Origin of the sequence: Metabacillus rhizosphaerae (assembly GCF_037201795.1) — a bacterium.
Taxonomy (GTDB): Bacteria; Bacillota; Bacilli; order Bacillales; family Bacillaceae; genus Metabacillus; species Metabacillus rhizosphaerae.
Genome location: NZ_CP147403.1, coordinates 5,125,063 through 5,143,182, shown reverse-complemented (window position 1 = coordinate 5,143,182; position 18,120 = coordinate 5,125,063). Strand labels below are relative to the sequence as shown.

Genomic DNA, 18,120 nt, shown 5'->3' with positions numbered 1-18,120 from the left:
CCACATTACGGACAGTTTAAAAAGAGTGCCTATGCTGCTAATAAGTAACCCCGGTATTAATATGGGATTTCCAAAGAATTTTTTATGGGGTGGAGCAACTGCCGCTAACCAATATGAAGGTGCGTATAATGAAGATGGACGTGGATTAGCAAACGTCGATCTGTTGCCAACAGGAGAAGATCGACGAGCAGTGGTTTTCGGGGAGAAAAAAATGTTCGACTTTCAAGAAGATTATTTCTATCCAGCAAAGAATGCTATTGATGGATATCACCGTTACAAAGAAGATATTGCTTTATTTGCAGAAATGGGTTTTAAAACTTATCGGATGTCAATTTCTTGGACAAGAATTTATCCGAATGGCGATGAAGAAAAGCCAAATGAGAAGGGTTTGAAATACTATGAAGATGTTTTCAAAGAGTGTAAGAAATACAATATTGAACCACTTGTAACAATTTCTCATTTTGATGTTCCTATGTATCTTGTTGAAAAATACGGTTCATGGCGTAGTCGAGAGATGATAGGCTTTTTTGAAAAATATTGTCGAACCATTTTGACGAGATATAAGGGGTTAGTAAAATATTGGCTTGTCTTTTAATGAAATCAATATGGTTTTACATGCACCTTTTATGGGAGCAGGTCTATATGTTGGTGATTTAGATGAAGTAGAGGCAAAACGAGTGAAATACCAAGCTGCTCATCATGAATTAATTGCTAACGCATTAGCGGTAAAAATTGCTCATGAAATTGACTCAAATAATCAAGTAGGTTGTATGTTAGCTGGTGGAAAACATTATCCATATAGCTGTAATCCAGATGATGTTCTTGTAAGTCAATTAAGAGACAGAGAAGATTATTTCTTTTCGGATGTTCAAGCAAGAGGAGAATATCCAGCTTATATGCTTAAAAAGTTTGAAAGAGAAGGAATTCAAGTTGAAATTGAGGAAGGCGATGAAGAATTATTAAAGAATAATACCGTTGACTTTATCTCATTTTCTTATTATATGTCTCGTATTGGTACTGCTAATCCTGAAATAGCTGAGCAAGCGACTGGAAATATCTTTGATTCTGTTAAAAATCCATATTTACCATCTTCTGAATGGGGATGGCAAATTGACCCTTTAGGTATGAGAATAATATTAATTGAATTATATGACAGGTATCAAAAACCATTATTTGTGGTAGAGAATGGCCTAGGAGCTAATGATATACCTGAGGATGATGAAGGAAACATAAAAGATGATTATCGAATTAATTATCTATCAGCCCATATTAAAGCGATGAAAGACGCAATTGACCTAGATGGTGTACATGTATTGGGCTATACAATGTGGGGATGGATTTATTTATGTGGACAGAGACAATTTAGGAAATGGGACGCTCAATAGAAGTAAGAAGAAATCGTTTGAGTGGTATAAGAACGTGATTGAGTCGAACGGAGAGATTTTGTAAAAAGCCGAATAATAATGATTCTATCCTAAAAAAGAGTTGAGTTGGCTGACCTTTTGTATAGAGCTTAGCTTATCTAGAACAGACACCTAATTGAACGAGAGGATCATTTGTTTAAAAGCAGTCCATGGGGATAACCTTCATCGGCTGCTTTTTTATATTTGTTCGATATAAAACAATGTAACCACAATAAGAATGGGATTTATTTATGCAGTACAAGGTAAGTCATTGTATGTGTATTTCCATTTTTATTACCCTCTTAACATATTAAGCAATAGTGACACATCGTTCGTTGAACCAACAGAGATGACGGTTTTTTGGGCCACATCTGCAAACTTCTTCACCTTATCTACTAGATCGGAGCGTGTCACAATGACATCAGCATTTTGAATAGCCTTAATAAGAGCTTGTTCTGGTAATTCAGAAACATCAATTGTATCAATTTCTGCAGATGTCATCCGTTTAATTTCATCTAGATAAAAGATACAAGAAGCAACTTTGCATTCAATAAAGAGATAATGCATTTTACGTTTCAGGGGTTGGCCGAACAGCTGCATATAAGCGAATCCAGACAGCAATACGTTTTCAACATTAAAACCTACTTCATAAGCATCCTTCAATGTTTGTTCTATAAAAGGAAGATAAGGATTTTCTATTTTGAATCTAGTAATTTCTTCCTCACTTGCAACTTGTGTCCCCCGTCCCTTTTGTATGAGTAACAGACCTTCTTCTTTAAGTTGAGAATATACTCCCTGAATTGTATTTCGATTAATGGATAATTGATTCGCTAACTCATTAGTTGAAGGAAGTGTGTCTCCAGGTTTTAGTATACCTTTACCTATTAGCCATTTTATTTGCTCCTTAATCTGTACGTTGATTGGTAAGGGAGAGTTTGAATCAATTCTAAAACCTAATTTTGAATGTATCATGTTTAAACAACCAACTTTCTCGGTTAACTACTTATATAGATGTACTTAGCATAATGAAGAAAGGATGAAAAATCAAGCTTTGTTGAACCTTGTCTCATTATCAAAAGTAAGCTTTGAGCACTGTTTAGCATGATCGTTCAAAGAAAAATGCAATGTTTTTAAGTTAAATAGGATAGGAAAATCAGTTTCATAAAATGTGCATTTTAGTTGACAATGATCTTACTTATATTTAATACTTAAACAGATAACTAGTAAACTAGTTAACTTTATAAAATTAAATTTAGGAGTGGAAACGCATGTCTGAATCAAAAACAAATTTAAAGACGGTTTGGTATGGAAATACAAAAGGTAATGGGAGAATGGAGTCAAATAATTTTGAAACAAGCATCGCTATACCTGAATCTTTAGGCGGTATAGGAGAAGGTGCAGAACCTAAAGGATTAATTGTAAGTTCTGCTGCAGCTTGTTATTCGATGACCCTTGTTGCTATGCTTGAAGCTAGAAAACTAAATGTAACAGGGCTTACTATGAATACTGAGGCAACAAATTCAAAGGAAGAGGGCTTTAAAATTACTCATTATCCAAAAGTTATTTTATCTGTTGATGCAACAAAAGATCAGATCGAATCTGCTAACAGAACTATTCAGGCTGCAGACAAAGCATGTGCAATTGGAAATATGCTGAAAAAGGCAGATGTTCAAATCATGATTGAAGGTAAGGTATCTCTTGCATCACAGGTAGATGAGAGTAATTGAATCAGCTTGTAATGGAAGGGGAAAATTAAAGACAATTTAGAGAACGTATAGAAGGAGTATTTGATGAAAAAGGTAAATGAACTAACTACACTGAAAATGGTAGAAGATTTTCTTGAAAATCATGAAAAGGCTTCTTAAATGTATCCACAACTGATTGTAGTACATGTCATGCTATTTTACCTAAGTTAAGAGAACTGCTTGATCATTACCCACTCATCAGTCTTGGACACATTGATGCTAGCAAGGTTGAGGAGGTAGCAGAAAAATTCTTAATTTTAACAACTCCTATTCTGCTTTTGATCATCGATCAAAAAGAATATATCCGCGAGGATCGATTTGTTCGCTTTGAACGATTAAAGGAAAAGGTAGAACAAATTTACGTGATGTACACCAGATCCAGGTAATGGTTTAAACTTTAAACTTTTTTTCACGAAGTTGTTAGACCATTCTAAACTCGATCTGAATTCTCCCCTTTACAAATACAATTATAAAGGATGCAAAAAGTGAGAACGATTAAAAAACTTTTTTCAAAAGAAAAGACCACAAAAATAGAGTTTTGTGAGAAGAACCTAAATCGTTTTTTAACTGGTGAAACTGAATCAGAGTATGAAGAAGCTTTTCTTAGTCAAAAGAACATTAAATGCAAAGAATATGAATGTCAAAGTTGGTGTAAGGAATGTAAACTTTCACCTTATGCAATTGTTAACGGAGAATTTATTACTGCTGTAACATCAAAAGAGTTATTAAAAAAGATTAAACTAATTGTAGAAAAAAAAGATATTAATCTCTAATCTTCTCTAGAAAGGGCAACTTAGGAATTTTTAAAATGTATTGAACATGCAAAAAACGAACGGGGTTAAACTATGGAGACAGGCAAAACCGATCACCTTAGAAGTAAAGGTAGGGGTAGGGTTTTGCCTTTTTCTATTGGGACGTATAAAGTGAAAATTAAAATTACTTATCAATAATCCAGTTGTTTTAAAGAAAGATAAACAAAAAATAATCAGTAATCGAATAAAAAAATACCTCGTCGCATGATTCTATTTGTTCCAATACCTTTTTTTACTTCTTATTTTTCCTTGCATAAAAATCGGCCGCCTTTTTACGATTACCGCATAGCTCCATACTGCACCATCGTCTTTTTCCAGACTTAGATGTGTCGACAAAATGTAGAATGCAATCCTGATGTTCACACTTCCTAATACGGTCGATAGAGATACTATCCAATGTGTTAATAATTGAGTAAACAATATTATATAGCACATGATCTCTAGCTGTTATTCCTTCAGAGACTAATATTAATTTGTTGTGTTTCGAAACTATAGTCAAACTAACGTTTATCTGTTCAACAAGTATTTTCAATTGTTCGATAGTGTTTAGAGTGAGTTCTCCGTGTTGTTTTAAGTCAGACAGTATCACATTGCTAAAGTCACGAAGCGATTGGAGCTCTTCAATTATTGGGACAAGCGAGTCTTTTTCGTTTTCAATAGCAAGCGAGTCAGACTCGCGTAATAGATTATTTTCCCCCATCCACTGAATAGTTTTTGATGGATTGTGAAGGATATCAACGGTTTGTTTATTGGAGCTATACTTAGTATTAACTAGATTAATCCATGTAGATCCACCTAATACGAACTGTAATTTGTCCATGAATGTTTCACCTCGACCCTTATTATAACCGTTAAAATTATATTTACAAGTTAGAATGAATGTAGTAGGATATAACCATTAAAAGAGTATTTTAGTGGTTATAAAATGAGGCTTTGCGAATATGTTCAAAATAAGGAGGAGAAAATATGTTAGTACACTACAAAACAGTAAAAATTAATAACATTAATATCTTTTATCGAGAAGCTGGTAACAGCAGTAATCCTACAATTCTATTACTTCATGGGTTTCCGTCTTCCTCTCATATGTATCGAAACTTAATCACTCAATTGATGGATGAATATCATATTATTGCGCCGGACTTTCCAGGCTTCGGAAATAGTGATCAGCCCGGATTAGATGAATTTGAATATACCTTTGATAACTTAGCCCATGTAACTAATGATTTTGTGAAAAAATTAAAACTGGAAAGATTCAGTATTTACGTTCAAGATTATGGTGCACCAGTAGGATTCAGAATGGCAAACAATTATCCTGAACGAATTCAAGCAATTATCACTCAGAATGGAAATTCTTATGAAGAAGGATTATTGTCTGCCTGGGATCCGATACGTGCTTTATGGGAAGATCCTTCTGAGGAAAATAAGAATAATTTGAGAGCTCTATTATCAGCAGAATCTTCATTTACTAAGACTCTATATATAAATGGGACTCGTAACCCTGAACGAATTAGTCCTGATGCATGGAATATAGACCAATTTGTTTTAGATCGGCCGGGAAATAAGGAAATTCAGCTTGCATTATTTTATGATTATCGAAACAACGTTAAACAATACCCTAGTTGGCAGGAATATTTTAGAACATATCAACCTCCTACTTTGGTTGTATGGGGAAAAAATGATGCTTTCTTTGGACCTGAAGGTGCCTTGGCTTTTCAGAGAGATCTAAAAGATTGTGACGTTCATTTATTAAACACAGGGCATTTTGCTTTAGAAGAGGATTTAGACGTTATTACTAATCTTATAAAACAATTTTTAAAAGAACGTTTAAAGTAGTTATAACCGTAAGTAGTTATTAGCTTTTTATCTTCGATAGATGTAAATTGTGACGTGAAGAAACCCGATAAAATTGAAATGACAGCCGCTGGTTGAAAAACCCCGGCTAATTTTTGTTACAGGAAAAGGAAAAAAGATTAGACATGTACATTTTACAGATAAGTGTGCAGTTTTATTAGAACGTTACGGTCCCAGAATACTCCGCCACTCTTTATTACGAGTACCGGTAATCGATTAAGTGTTCGTATGATACAGGATCTAGTTAGAGACGTTGGAAGAGAAGCTGGGCTTACTACTCGTTTACATCCTCATCGATTTCGTCATACTTTTGCAACTGAATTAATAGCAATAGGAGCTGATTTATCTTTCATAGGAGATGAAATGGGACATAGTGATATTTCTACAACTCAGATATATGCAAGACTTCCAAAAAGAGAGATTATTTCTATGTATTGGAAGTTCATGGGATAAGGAGGAGTTTATTTGTGCTAACATCAGAAAATTGTATACAAAAGTTCAAAGAAGATTTTATGTTTCACTTAGACCAAAAAACAATAGATCTATATCAAAGAGCCATTAAACAACTATTACAGTATTGTGATAAACCGTTTGAAGAAATCCTGTCTCGTGATATTAGAAAACTGGTTGTTACATCTAAATGAAAAGGGTTATAAGTCTATAACTGTTAAAGCCAAGTTGTTTGGGTTAAAGTTGTTTTATCAATATTGTGTAGAAGAGAAGTTCGTATCTAATAATCCATTAAATTCTATTACTTTTCCAGAAATTGAGGACAAGCTACCTCGGTACTTAGAGATTAGACAATTAATTCAATTAAGAAAGTATGTAGAAGGAAAATTACAAGACAGAGCAATCGTTGAGGTTCTGTATGCCACTGGTGTCCGAATTGGCAAGTTGGCTGAAATAAAAAAAGAGGATATTGATTGGTCAGAAAGAATAATTTATATTCGAAAAGAAACGTAAGAAAGGAAGAATTCTCTTATTTACAAGACTTTGTGAAGAACATTTAAAGGCTTATCTGCATAATAGAAGTGATAATCTACCGTTTTTTTTGTAAATAAAAGTGCTACTAGAAAAGTATGCATACGCACTATACAAGGTAATTTTTCGAACTATAGGCAACAACTTCATATTGAAATTACCCCACATACTTTACGACATACATTTGCAGCACATTTGGCCATAAAAGGTATGCCTATAGAATGCCAGTCAAGCTGCATCACAAATTCCCACAACAGGAGTACGAATGGCGATTGCAGTAATCGGAGTATTACCGATTTTGATAGTATATCCATTTTTTCAAAAATATCTAGTAAAGGGAATTGCAATAGGTTCTGTTAAAGGTTGAATGCGTGTCTGTGTGTACTGAGATAGTCCTTTCATAATTGATAAGGACTATTTCTCTTGGACATATATAGTAATGGCAACGGTAAAGAGGGAGTTTTTGTATTAAAAGATTGTTTTATGGAAGGAATTTATCGAATATCCGATTTACTTTGTAATCATTTTACCAGGTTTCACTCGGCATCTTCCCATCTACAACTGCTGTGTTTTGTTTTTTACCCAGATACTCCAAATTGCACAGACTTAATTTATTTGATCGGTTTTAATTAACGTATTTTTACAACCACAAGCCAAAAAACGTTGATTTACCAATACTTATTTAACTCAGTTTTATTAGATTTAACTCTATTTTTCCCCATCAATTTTTACAGGGTAGGGGGAAGGGGTTCGAATCCATCTCGGATCATCAGAGTAAGAAACTTCAATTCCTTGGTAGTGAGGGATTGGGGCTTTTTTGTTGTTTGTATAGCTTTAGTATCACTGAAATCTACTAAGTTACAAATTATGGTTCTAATCTGTCAAATTCTATATATTTTGTGTTTTACTCTCTAACGATAAGTGTTATTAACACGTCTTGAAGGATGAAACACCAGATTCTAACCATATCTCTTTCTTCCGCACAACAGGCCAGATTGAAGTAGGAGAGGGGATTGGGATTGTTAATCAAGCAGGAACAACTTTTGTGAAATAGGCAGTGCTGTTGATGAAGTGAATAAGCAAATAACAGATGTATCCACTTCAGTTGACCAATTACGACTAGGTATAGAGCAAATGGTTGAGGTCGTTAAATTAGTAAAACAAGTCTCTGAAGATACTAATTCTGGTACGCAAAATATTTCTGCTGATACCGAAGAACAATTAGCTTCCATGCAAGAAATCGAATCTTCAGCAGTCTCGTTGACAAAGAGGGCTGAGGAATTAATGGAGCTATAAGCAGTAGTCCAAATTGGAGAAAAAAAGATTAATTAAAATTGAAAGAAGAAAATTATCTTAAGTTTAGTGAAATCGCTGAAAGATTAGATACAACACCATTATCATCAGTATAAAAACATTTTCGGAGATAAAAGCAACTTCATAATAAAATCAATAATATTTTATTATAAAGTTGCTTTTAAAAGGAAAATTCCAATTGTAGACAAACTCGATGAAATTGAAATTGGTTTGCCCACAGTCTTTTTACATTTAAACAGCATTTGAGCGGTAAAGGGGTCTATTCAGAGTTTAAAACAGATTCTCAAGTAGTAAAATTGATTATTTCAAAGAAATTTATTAAAGATAAGGTACTCGAGGTAATCTCTAACATTCCTTTCTTAGAATTCTTAAAAGAGGTTGCTGGTGTAGGAATTGTTACCTATCGTGTGTGTATCCCAGAGAGTAAGGTTACTTATATCGGCGTTGGGGAAGAAGAAATTGAAGGTAAAATATAATAAAGTCATATTTACATTGTAAGAATGTTCAAAAAATAACTAAAGATTAATTGTTAGAACGGATTGTCAAATGATTTAAAGGCTTCAAATAATTAGTTCGCAATTCAAGAAATTGTGACATTATAATAGAAGTTGAAATCACGTGAAACGATATGGATGTTAATTCTGTAATGATTCTACCTAAGCAGATGCTATGCAGAGGTGGTAACAGAGACTTTCAGCGCAGCACAAACCCCTAGTTCATACTGGTGTTTTTAATTGATTTACAATAGTTGATATAATAATAAGCTAGGAGGTGAGATAGGTGTATCTATTTCAAAGAATCGAAGAAGTAATTGTTCAATACAGTGATGCTAGGCGATTTATTGGAGAATTTTTATTGGGAAACCGAGATGATATCGATAAATATAGTATGAATGATGTTGCGAATTTGACATTCACCTCCAAGCCAACTTTAGTCCGATTTGCAAAAAGTTTAGGATACTCTGGCTGGAAAGAATTCATGTATGCTTTTGCTCATGAAACTGTCGTACAAAAGGATAATGAATATAATGATGTGAATCCTAATTTTCCATTCGATGCTAACGATGATACTCTTGAAATTATCGAGAAGGTAAGTTGTTTGCAAATTCAAAGTATAAAAGATACTGTTTCTCTTATGTCAGTTGAAGATATTAATAAAGCTGCAAAAATAATCAATCAGGCAGAAACAGTTGTAATCTATGGAGTTAGTCCAAATAGTTATTATGGAGAATTGTTTAAAAGAAAACTATTCTCGATTCGAAAGAAAGCCTTAACACCTTCACCTGGAGAGTCAGGGCTTATATCTAAAACATTAACGAAAAAAGATTGTGCTGTAATTATCTCCTATTCCGGGAATAACCCAGATCGTAGTCCAACAAGTAATATTAAATTTCTCTTAAATAATGAAGTTCCAATTATTGGGATTACAAGTGGAGGGTTCAATTACTTAAGAGATTATTCTGATGTTGTCTTAAATATTTCCAGCAAAGAAAGGCTGTATTCTAAAATATCAAATTTTGCTACCGAAGAATCGATTATGTTTATCCTAAATATCTTATATGCAAAAGTATTTGCATTAGACTTCGAAAAAAATAAAGATTTTAAGATATTAAATTCAAAAGTCCTTGAACCAGAGCGCCAAGCGACTTTTAAAGATTTAGTGGAATAACATTATGTATAGCTATAAGGACAAATGATGTCTTTTATAGCTATTTTTTTATACGTTTTGACAAATATGTAGATATTAGCTGTATCAATAGAAGAGTGAACATGAATCATTATTTTTTTAGGATAGAGGGTATAAATCTCCGCTAAGTAGTGATTTCGATGTAGCGAAAATTAAAATCTCTAGTATAAGATTAACGAACACATTCGCTTAAGGACAATCAAATACGAGCTTTTTTAACTGTTTGTTTCATTTTATTTCATGTTTTCCTTCGTTTTGACATGAAATGATGAAATACGTTTCAAGACCTCTAAAAAGTATTGGAAGCGATATCTTTTAGTGCTAAAGTGAGAACGTAAATAAGGAGAGGAGCAAGAATATGAGTAAAAAATATGAACAATTAGCAAAGTTAATTGCGGATAGAGTTGGTGGATCTGAAAATGTCTCCACATTAGCACACTGTCAAACTCGTTTGCGATTTGTATTGTTTGACAATAAAAAAGCAGATAAAGAAGGATTGAAGAGTTTAGAAGGAGTTGCCAATGTAATTGAAAGCGGTGGACAATTCCAAGTTGTTATTGGTACTCATGTTGAAGAAGTTTATGAGGAAGTCACGAAGTTTGTTTCACCAAATTTAGATGAACAGTTGGTGCCGAAAGATAATCGAAATGTACTTAATAAATTAATAGATTTTATTTCAGGAACATTCAGTCCTGTTATTCCAGCTATTTCTGGAGCTGGGATGGTTAAAGCTTTACTAGCACTGTTAGTCTTATTTGATTTAGTGTCAAATGACTCTCAAACTTATTATGTTATTAACTTTATGGCAGACTCCGTATTCTATTTCCTTCCAGTTTTTCTAGCTTATTCTGCGGCTACCAAATTAAAATGTAGTCCTTATCTAGCTGTAGCTTTGGCGGGGATTTTATTGCATCCAAATTTTAGCGCATTAGTAGTAGCAGGTGATGCAGTGACGGTTTTTGGCATTCCAATGAGACTGGTAGCTTATGGAACATCAGTTATTCCGATTTTACTAATTGTTGCTGTCCAAAGATATATTGAAGGATTCTTTAAGAAGATCATACCAAATGCTGTGAAAATTGTGTTTGTTCCAATGTTCACTATATTTATTACTGGTTTATTAGCATTACTGATTATAGGTCCTATTGGTTCTTATGCTGGAGAATACTTGGCTATGGGATTTGAATTTATGCAAGAGTATGGTGCATGGATTGCGCCAACGCTTATTGGAGCATTCCTTCCAATTATGGTTATGTTCGGCCTGCACCATGGTATAGCTCCATTAGGAGTTATGCAATTAACTGCTTTTGGTTATGAAGGTATTTTTGGACCAGGAGCAATTGTATCTAATATCGCCATGGGTGTTGCAATATTAATGGTAAGTATAAGAACAAAAAGTAAAAAATCAAAACAGTTGGCATCTGCGAACGGTATCACTGCGTTGATGGGGATTACTGAACCAGGATTGTATAGTATAGCATTGCCGAAGAAATACCCATTAATTGCCGCTATTATAGGAGGAGGTATTGGTGGACTTTATGCAGGGATTACACATACAGTTCGTTATACAACTGGCACAAGTGGATTACCAGCAATTCCGTTATATATAGGAGAAGATATTGGAAATCTGATAAATATATTGATCGCACTAGTAATTACAGCCGTTATTACATGTGTTTTAGCGTATTTCTTAAGCTTTAAATTTGAAAAAAATGAGGAAGAAAGTATTGAATCAGAAAAGAAAGAATTAATCTTAGAGAATACTATTATAAGAAATCCGATTGAGGGTCAAGTGTTTCCAATCAGTGAAGTAAAAGATGAGGCTTTTGCGTCTGAAGCACTAGGGAAAGGTTTTGCGATTGAGCCATCAGAAGGAAGGGTAGTTGCCCCATTTGATGGAAAGGTAGTCACTATTTTTCCTAGCAAACATGCAATTGGTTTAGTTTCAGATACCGGCGTTGAAGTACTTATTCATGTTGGAATTAATACCGTTGAGTTGAATGGAAAATACTTTGAAGCCTTCGTGGAGGCGGAACAGCCAATTAAGAAAGGACAATTATTATTAACATTTGACTTAGAAAAGATAAAGGAAGCAGGTTATGTGACACAGGTTCCTATTGTTGTAACAAATACACCACAATATTCTAAATTTGAAACATTAATAGAAGGACAGACTCAAAAAGAAAAAGCTGTATTTTCAGTAAGTGTTTAGGAGGAGTAATCATGGGATTAGACAAGAACTTTTTATGGGGCGGTGCAACCGCTGCGAACCAAGCAGAAGGTGGCGTGCTTGAAGATGGGAGAGGTCTATCAAATGTAGACCTACTTCCAACTGGTCCAGATCGCAAAAAAGTAGCTGCAGGGGATATGGAGATGCTTGAATGGCAAGATGGTTATTATTATCCTGCTAAAGCAGCAATTGATATGTATCATCGATATATGGAAGACATTCAATTATTTGCGGAAATGGGTTTTAAAGTGTACCGTATGTCTCTTTCTTGGTCACGGATTTTTCCTAATGGAGATGATTCAGAGCCAAATGAGAAAGGGTTAGCTTTTTACGAATCTATTTTCAAAGAGTTAAGAAAACATAATATTGAACCTTTAGTAACGATTGCCCATTTCGATGTGCCTGTTCATTTAATTAAAGAATATGGTGGCTGGAAAAATAGAAAATTGATTGACTTTTATGCCCGTTATGCTGAAGCGGTAATGAAGCGATACAAAGGATTAGTAAAATATTGGTTAACGATCAATGAAATTAATATTTTGCTTCATCAACCATTTGTAGGCGGAGGAATTGTCTTCAAAGAAGAAGATAATAAACAAGAAATTAAATATCAAGCAGCCCATCATCAATTAGTTGCAAGTGCTTTGGCAACTAAAATTGCCCATGAAGTAGATGCTGAAAATATGGTTGGTTGTATGTTAGCTGGTGGAAGTCACTATCCATACACCTGTAGACCAGAAGATTATCATGAGGCTATCAACCGCGACCGTGAAGGATATTTTTTTATTGATGTTCAAGCGAGAGGAAAATACCCAAATTATGCGCTAAAAAAATTTGAACGAGAAGGGTTAAACATTCAAATGGAAGATGGCGACAAAGAAATTCTTGCGGCATCACCAATTGACTTTGTGACATTCTCTTATTATTGTTCTCGTACGGTTAGTGCACATCCGGAAGATTACGCTCAAGCTACAGGAAATCTATTCCCATCTATAAAAAATGAACATCTTCCCTCAACTGAATGGGGCTGGCAAATTGATCCATTAGGTTTAAGAAATTCTTTGAATCAAATGTATGATCGCTATCAGAAACCATTATTCATTGTTGAGAATGGATTAGGAGCAACCGATACACCTGACGAGAACGGTTATGTAGAAGATGATTACCGCATTGATTACTTGAAAAAACACATCCAAGCATTTAAGGAAGCAGTTGAAATTGATGGGGTGGAACTACTTGGTTATACGACTTGGGGTTGTATTGATTTAGTTGCAGCTAGTACTGGGCAAATGAGTAAACGTTACGGTTTCATTTATGTAAATCGTGATGATGAAGGCAATGGAACGTTAGCACGTACGAAGAAAAAATCGTTTGAGTGGTACAAAAAAGTGATTGCTTCAAATGGTGAAGAATTATAGAAAACAATTGCATTACAGTTTAATAAAAATAACAACAGAAAAATGGTGTTTAGCTCCATTCTTTTGTTTTATAAAAAAACTAGAGAGAGGAGAATTAATATGAATCAACGTACGTTAGGAAACAAAGGTTTGGTTATAAACTTGAAATCTATTATGGGGGTCAAGTCATTAGATATTCCAAAGGTGCAAGTGTGAAGGTAATTGCTAATTTTGATAATGAATCAGAGGTAATTGCAAGTATCGATGAGGTAATGGTATGGGAAGGACTTTCAAAGTAGAGGAATTTGTAGTCCGATTAATTAAAATTTAAATGATAGATTGATAGATTTTACACCTCAATATAAAAGATAGAAAGCCGATCAATGGTATTTCTTCATCTTCTGGAATTTCTATTGCTAGAGCCTTTCGCTTAGAACATTAAGTCTCTCAATGGAAACCCGATGGAAGTTGCTCCAAGGATTAGTGAATGGGACCGTCGGTTACATGTTCTTGCTCCCGGTGAAAAATTCTGGGTAAGTGCGAATGAACAAAACGGTTAATGATTGTAAACCTTCATATTAATGTATGAATCTTTAAAAATGAGGTCAATTTGATTAAGTATTACGTCATTGAGAGGCATTGACCTTGTATTTTTAACAAAAGTAAAACCATATTTTAATTACATGTGAGGGGAGAAGTGAAAAATGGAACGCTTGTGGTCAAAGTCATTTATTCTTATGACAATTGGGATGTTTTGCTTATTTGTATCATTTTATATGCTATATCCAACACTTCCTCTGTTTATTAAGGAAATCGGTGGAAACGAATCACAGGTTGGGCTTGTGATGGGCGTATTTATGTTATCTGCTGTTATCATTCGGCCATTCGTTGGCTGGCTTTTAGATAGGTTTGGTAGTCGTCAGTTTCTTATTTTTGGGTTGCTTTGCTTCGGCACTGCAATGTATTTGTATAATTGGATTGGTGGAATCTTTGTTTTAATGGTCTTAAGAGCATTTCACGGTATCACATGGGGATTCTCTACAACTTCTTTTCTTACTGGTATTACCGATCTTATTCCGACTACTCGACGAGGAGAAGGGCTAGGCTGGGCTGGAATGGCTATGACATTAGCGATGGCAATAGGACCGATGTTCGGTTTATGGTTAGCACAGAATTTTTCCTATTATTCTTTATTTTTATATGCATGTGGCCTTGCGGTAGTAGCTCTTTGCTTAACTATTGGAGCTAAGATACCTGAAAAGCCTCGAGAAAGTACAGGGAAAATTCAACTCTTTGAAAGATCAGTTTTACCCATCTCTATCTCAGTCTTCTTTTTATTTATTGCATATGGTGGCATAACAACCTTCATACCACTATTTGCTGATTCAATAAATGTTAACTCAGGCACTTTTTTCCTTGTCTATGCAGTCACTATTATCTTAGTACGTCCGATAGCAGGAAAACTTTCAGATCGCTATAGTGAGGTAATTGTTATTATCCCTTCACTTGTTGTTACAATCTTGGCTTTAATCATTCTAAGTTTCTCGACCAATGTGTTGGGAATGCTTATTTCAGCAGTTATATATGGCATTGGCTTCGGTTCCTCTCAGCCAGCTCTTCAAGCAGCAACGATTCGACTTGTTAGTCCAAATCGTACAGGAATTGCTAATGCTTCTTTTTCAACAGCTACCGACCTTGGAATAGGACTAGGAGCTATTATATTAGGCTGGGTTTCTCAGTATGCTAGCTATCAAGTGTTATTTACAGTTAGTGCTATGTCCGTAGTCTTTTCTATGTTATTGTTTACTCTTTATACTAGAAGATTGAAAAAAGATAATGAGAATCACTCCTTAATCAGAAATGCCAATTAATTTACACTTAAGTGAGGAGCAAATGGATAAAGGAAGCAATGAATCTATATGCTCCCACACAATTAGTTTAGTTCACTTACTAATAGATTGGTAGACGTTCAAGTTGGGGATTGGGGGATATAGCTAGAGAATCTAAAGAAGTTACTTTTATATTTAAAAGGCATGATTGTGAAAGGTAAAGGTTGAAACAGGATAGAGATTGTGAAGAAATGTACTAAATTAACGGGGCGGTTCTTGAAGAAGAATTTAAAAGAGCGTTCAGTACGATGGGCATCCTATGACCTTTTTCTGCAACGCTCGGCTTTTAGACCATTTTTATTAGAACACACCACAGAGAAAACCTATTGTTTGAAATTTCCTCGCTAGGCTAATGTCTATTAATGAAGCATTAGTCATAAAGATTGTAAGTTTATAACTAAAAAACTTATTGTAATAATGAATATATATATTACTGTAAATCAAAATTTCTCCATGAGGGGGAAAAAGGGGGAAAAGGATTCAGTTTCAAAGTGAAGCTTCTATTTTCAAGTAAAACCTTTGCTTTAAATTCCTTACTATTCCGAATGGAAAACGTAAGAAAGCACGAATGGTATTATTTACACGTTCTTGTGGAGAATATCTAAAGAAGTACTTAGAAGAAAGAGACGATATCCTTCCATTTGTATTTATAAATCCTTCTGCGACAGGACCAGCTTGCATACGTACCATACAAGATAGGTTTAACAGATATAAAAAAGACCTTGGCATTCACCTTAGTCCTCATACATTACGCCATACGTTTGCTGCTCACTTAGCTATAAAAGGAATGCCATTAGCATTTATTCAAGATTTATTAGGGCATGATAGTCCGCATCAAAAACAACTATATGCACGATTATATAGTCATGCTCGAAAGGAAATGTATGATGAATGGATGTAATGTATCACTTTAAAGTAGAAAGGGAATTCCGCGTAAAATATCTTTTTTACGAGCACTAGTAAGAAAGACATTCAAAAGCAACCTTAGTTCTCTTTCGAAAAAGATTCAGGTTGCTTTATTATTTATCGTAATAATAATAATTGAAACACAAATGCAATTGTATGTATCTCGATGATTATTTAATAAATTCAACAAAACTAGTAACACTATTTCTATTAAACCTTTGAGGTTTTTTAACAAGCCATAAGCTTCTTTTTATATTAATTCCTGAAATTTTCATTTCCTTCAAAAAGCCTAGCTCCAATTCTCTTGCAACGGTTAATCTTGAGAGAATACTTACTCCAAGGCCTGATTCTACCGCACTTTTTATTGCTTGGGTACTTCCGATCTCCATGTAGTTTTCAATTTTATCTAATACCCCATGCTCTTTTAAGGCGTTTTCGATAATTAGTCGTGTTCCTGATATGGATTCTCGCCAAATCATTCGTTCATTAGCCAATTCGTTAATATCTATTTCTGATTTTTCTCCCCAAGGGTGGTCTGCTGGATAAACGAGAATTAATTCATCATCAGCAAATTTAGTGACAGTGAATTTTTTATCTTCAACAATTCCTTCAACCAAGCCGATATCAATTACATCGTTCGCTAAATCCTCTAACACACTCGGAGTGTTTTTTATAGTTAATGTTACGTTAATTTCAGGTGTCAATTTTTTAAAACGACCTAGTAAATTTGGTAAAAGGAATTCGCCTATTGTCAGTGATGCACCTACCCTAATGTTAGAATTGTACTCGCCTGTAGCCTGCAAGATCACTTCTTTGGATCGGTTAAAGTCGTTAATAATCGCTTTTGCGAAAGGATAAAGCATTTTCCCTGTTTCTGTAACAATTAATTTTCCTTCTGTTCGATCAAATAAAAGGGTCCCATAAAGATTCTCAAGCTGCCGAATCTGTCTTGTTACAGCAGGCTGGGAAACAAAACTTAATCTTGCCGCTTGGCTAATACTCCCCTCATCAACTACTAAACAAAACGTTTTCAAACTATCGATGTTCAAGGAAACTCCTCCTACAAAGTTATCGTACCGATTATTCGTATAATACAATATTACCATATGTCCATATCAGAAGAACTCCAAAGGAAGTATAACGATCTGTTATAACCTATGCATTTGTTGCAATATCCCTTCTTAAGAAAGCGTGATATCGTATAGATAAGATAAAAAAATAATTAAAAATTCATCAATGTCATTGGTAGAAATATTGAAAAAAGGGATGGAGAATTTTATGAAGGAAGAAACAAAAAAATTATTTCAAATCTTTTGGACCTTCTTAAAAATTGGTCCAGTTACCTTTGGTGGAGGGTATGCGATGATTCCGCTTATTGAAAGAGAAGTAGTAGATAAAAAGAAATGGATAAATCATGAGGATGTAACCGACGTATTTGCGATTGCGGAATCAATTCCTGGGGCAATTGCCATAAATTCTTCAACATTTATAGGCTATCGAATAGGAGGGATTAGGGGGGCAATTGCAGCATTATTAGGAGTGTTTTTACCAACCTTCCTTATTGTTGTTGTACTTAGTATTGTTTTTCTCCAGATCCAGAACAACCCTAAAATAGAAGCGGCCTTTCAGGCGATTCGTGCTTCGATTGTTGCCTTGATTGTATATGCAGGTTATATGATTGGTAAAACGGCGATCATTGATAAAACAACATTAGTTATTTCGGTTGGTTCTATGGCGATTCTGTTTTTCCTTCATCTCCATCCGGTATTAATCATCTTCTTTGGTATTATTCTAGGTATTCTACTTGTTAACGTTAAGCGGAAATTGGGTTACTCAGTAAAGATTAAAAAGGAAAAGAGTACACCTGCACAGCAACTAGAATGCTATATGGGAGATGGAATTTAAC

Annotated in this window: 17 protein-coding genes and 3 pseudogenes; 17 read left to right on the top strand and 3 right to left on the bottom strand. The window is 34.4% G+C overall.

All coding sequences use genetic code 11. From position 1 onward, the window contains the following. Positions 1 to 61: 61 nt before the first annotated feature. Positions 62 to 1,449, top strand: a pseudogene (locus WCV66_RS24495) (6-phospho-beta-glucosidase). Positions 1,450 to 1,697: 248 nt separating this feature from the next. On the opposite strand, the gene WCV66_RS24490 reads toward WCV66_RS24495, so the two are convergent. Next, positions 1,698 to 2,375, bottom strand: coding sequence for a GntR family transcriptional regulator (locus tag WCV66_RS24490; RefSeq protein WP_338787214.1), 678 nt, complete (start codon positions 2,373 to 2,375; stop codon positions 1,698 to 1,700). A 296-nt stretch (positions 2,376 to 2,671) separates the two neighbouring features. On the opposite strand from WCV66_RS24490, the gene WCV66_RS24485 reads away from it, so the two are divergent. From WCV66_RS24485 to WCV66_RS24475, 3 genes are all read left to right on the top strand, one after another. Continuing rightward, positions 2,672 to 3,130, top strand: coding sequence for an OsmC family protein (locus WCV66_RS24485; protein WP_338787213.1), 459 nt, complete (start codon positions 2,672 to 2,674; stop codon positions 3,128 to 3,130). A gap of 173 nt (positions 3,131 to 3,303) precedes the next feature. Further along, positions 3,304 to 3,534: a hypothetical protein gene (locus WCV66_RS24480; RefSeq protein ID WP_338789549.1), complete on the top strand. Its 231-nt coding sequence runs from the start codon at positions 3,304 to 3,306 to the stop codon at positions 3,532 to 3,534. A gap of 99 nt (positions 3,535 to 3,633) precedes the next feature. Continuing rightward, positions 3,634 to 3,921, top strand: coding sequence for a DUF1450 domain-containing protein (locus WCV66_RS24475; protein ID WP_338787212.1), 288 nt, complete (start codon positions 3,634 to 3,636; stop codon positions 3,919 to 3,921). A 271-nt stretch (positions 3,922 to 4,192) separates the two neighbouring features. Here the strand turns inward: WCV66_RS24475 and WCV66_RS24470 are convergent, their stop codons facing one another. Next, complete coding sequence (locus tag WCV66_RS24470; RefSeq protein WP_338787211.1) at positions 4,193 to 4,780, bottom strand: CGNR zinc finger domain-containing protein; 588 nt, start codon at positions 4,778 to 4,780, stop codon at positions 4,193 to 4,195. A 146-nt stretch (positions 4,781 to 4,926) separates the two neighbouring features. Between WCV66_RS24470 and WCV66_RS24465 the strand changes: the two genes are divergently transcribed. The 12 genes and pseudogenes from WCV66_RS24465 (at position 4,927) to WCV66_RS24410 (ending at position 16,209) form a co-directional block, all read left to right on the top strand. Beyond that, positions 4,927 to 5,793 carry an alpha/beta hydrolase gene (locus tag WCV66_RS24465; protein WP_338787210.1) on the top strand — a complete coding sequence of 289 codons (867 nt, stop codon included), beginning with the start codon at positions 4,927 to 4,929 and terminating at the stop codon, positions 5,791 to 5,793. Positions 5,794 to 6,039: 246 nt separating this feature from the next. Continuing rightward, positions 6,040 to 6,264: a tyrosine-type recombinase/integrase gene (locus tag WCV66_RS24460; protein WP_338787209.1), complete on the top strand. Its 225-nt coding sequence runs from the start codon at positions 6,040 to 6,042 to the stop codon at positions 6,262 to 6,264. A 14-nt stretch (positions 6,265 to 6,278) separates the two neighbouring features. Continuing rightward, the gene (locus WCV66_RS24455) at positions 6,279 to 6,455 is read left to right on the top strand and encodes a hypothetical protein (protein WP_338789574.1); all 177 of its coding nucleotides are present in this window, start codon (positions 6,279 to 6,281) and stop codon (positions 6,453 to 6,455) included. Further along, positions 6,391 to 6,954 (top strand): annotated as a pseudogene (locus tag WCV66_RS24450) (tyrosine-type recombinase/integrase); the annotation flags it as partial. The gene WCV66_RS24455 and the pseudogene WCV66_RS24450, both read left to right, overlap by 65 nt. An 85-nt stretch (positions 6,955 to 7,039) precedes the next feature. Continuing rightward, positions 7,040 to 7,159: pseudogene (locus WCV66_RS24445) on the top strand (carbohydrate ABC transporter permease); the annotation flags it as partial. Between the two features lie 704 nt (positions 7,160 to 7,863). Continuing rightward, entirely contained in the window at positions 7,864 to 8,088 is a 225-nt protein-coding gene (locus WCV66_RS24440) for a hypothetical protein (RefSeq protein WP_338787208.1), read from the top strand. 314 nt (positions 8,089 to 8,402) lie between these two features. After that, the gene (locus tag WCV66_RS24435; protein WP_338787207.1) at positions 8,403 to 8,582 is read left to right on the top strand and encodes a hypothetical protein; all 180 of its coding nucleotides are present in this window, start codon (positions 8,403 to 8,405) and stop codon (positions 8,580 to 8,582) included. 304 nt (positions 8,583 to 8,886) lie between these two features. After that, complete coding sequence (locus WCV66_RS24430) at positions 8,887 to 9,774, top strand: MurR/RpiR family transcriptional regulator (protein WP_338787206.1); 888 nt, start codon at positions 8,887 to 8,889, stop codon at positions 9,772 to 9,774. Positions 9,775 to 10,150: 376 nt separating this feature from the next. Further along, positions 10,151 to 12,004, top strand: a complete 1,854-nt coding sequence (locus tag WCV66_RS24425) for a beta-glucoside-specific PTS transporter subunit IIABC (RefSeq protein ID WP_338787205.1) — start codon at positions 10,151 to 10,153, stop codon at positions 12,002 to 12,004. A gap of 11 nt (positions 12,005 to 12,015) precedes the next feature. Next, positions 12,016 to 13,440: a 6-phospho-beta-glucosidase gene (locus WCV66_RS24420; RefSeq protein ID WP_338787204.1), complete on the top strand. Its 1,425-nt coding sequence runs from the start codon at positions 12,016 to 12,018 to the stop codon at positions 13,438 to 13,440. A gap of 683 nt (positions 13,441 to 14,123) precedes the next feature. Further along, positions 14,124 to 15,290 (top strand): MFS transporter, encoded by a 1,167-nt coding sequence (locus tag WCV66_RS24415; RefSeq protein ID WP_338787203.1) that lies wholly within the window; start codon positions 14,124 to 14,126, stop codon positions 15,288 to 15,290. Between the two features lie 586 nt (positions 15,291 to 15,876). Continuing rightward, positions 15,877 to 16,209 (top strand): tyrosine-type recombinase/integrase, encoded by a 333-nt coding sequence (locus tag WCV66_RS24410; RefSeq protein WP_413789613.1) that lies wholly within the window; start codon positions 15,877 to 15,879, stop codon positions 16,207 to 16,209. 175 nt (positions 16,210 to 16,384) lie between these two features. Here WCV66_RS24410 and WCV66_RS24405 read toward each other — a convergent pair whose 3' ends face one another. After that, positions 16,385 to 17,263, bottom strand: a complete 879-nt coding sequence (locus tag WCV66_RS24405) for a LysR family transcriptional regulator (protein WP_066324116.1) — start codon at positions 17,261 to 17,263, stop codon at positions 16,385 to 16,387. 229 nt (positions 17,264 to 17,492) lie between these two features. On the opposite strand from WCV66_RS24405, the gene WCV66_RS24400 reads away from it, so the two are divergent. Next, positions 17,493 to 18,119: a chromate transporter gene (locus WCV66_RS24400; protein WP_338787202.1), complete on the top strand. Its 627-nt coding sequence runs from the start codon at positions 17,493 to 17,495 to the stop codon at positions 18,117 to 18,119. Position 18,120 lies beyond the last annotated feature (1 nt).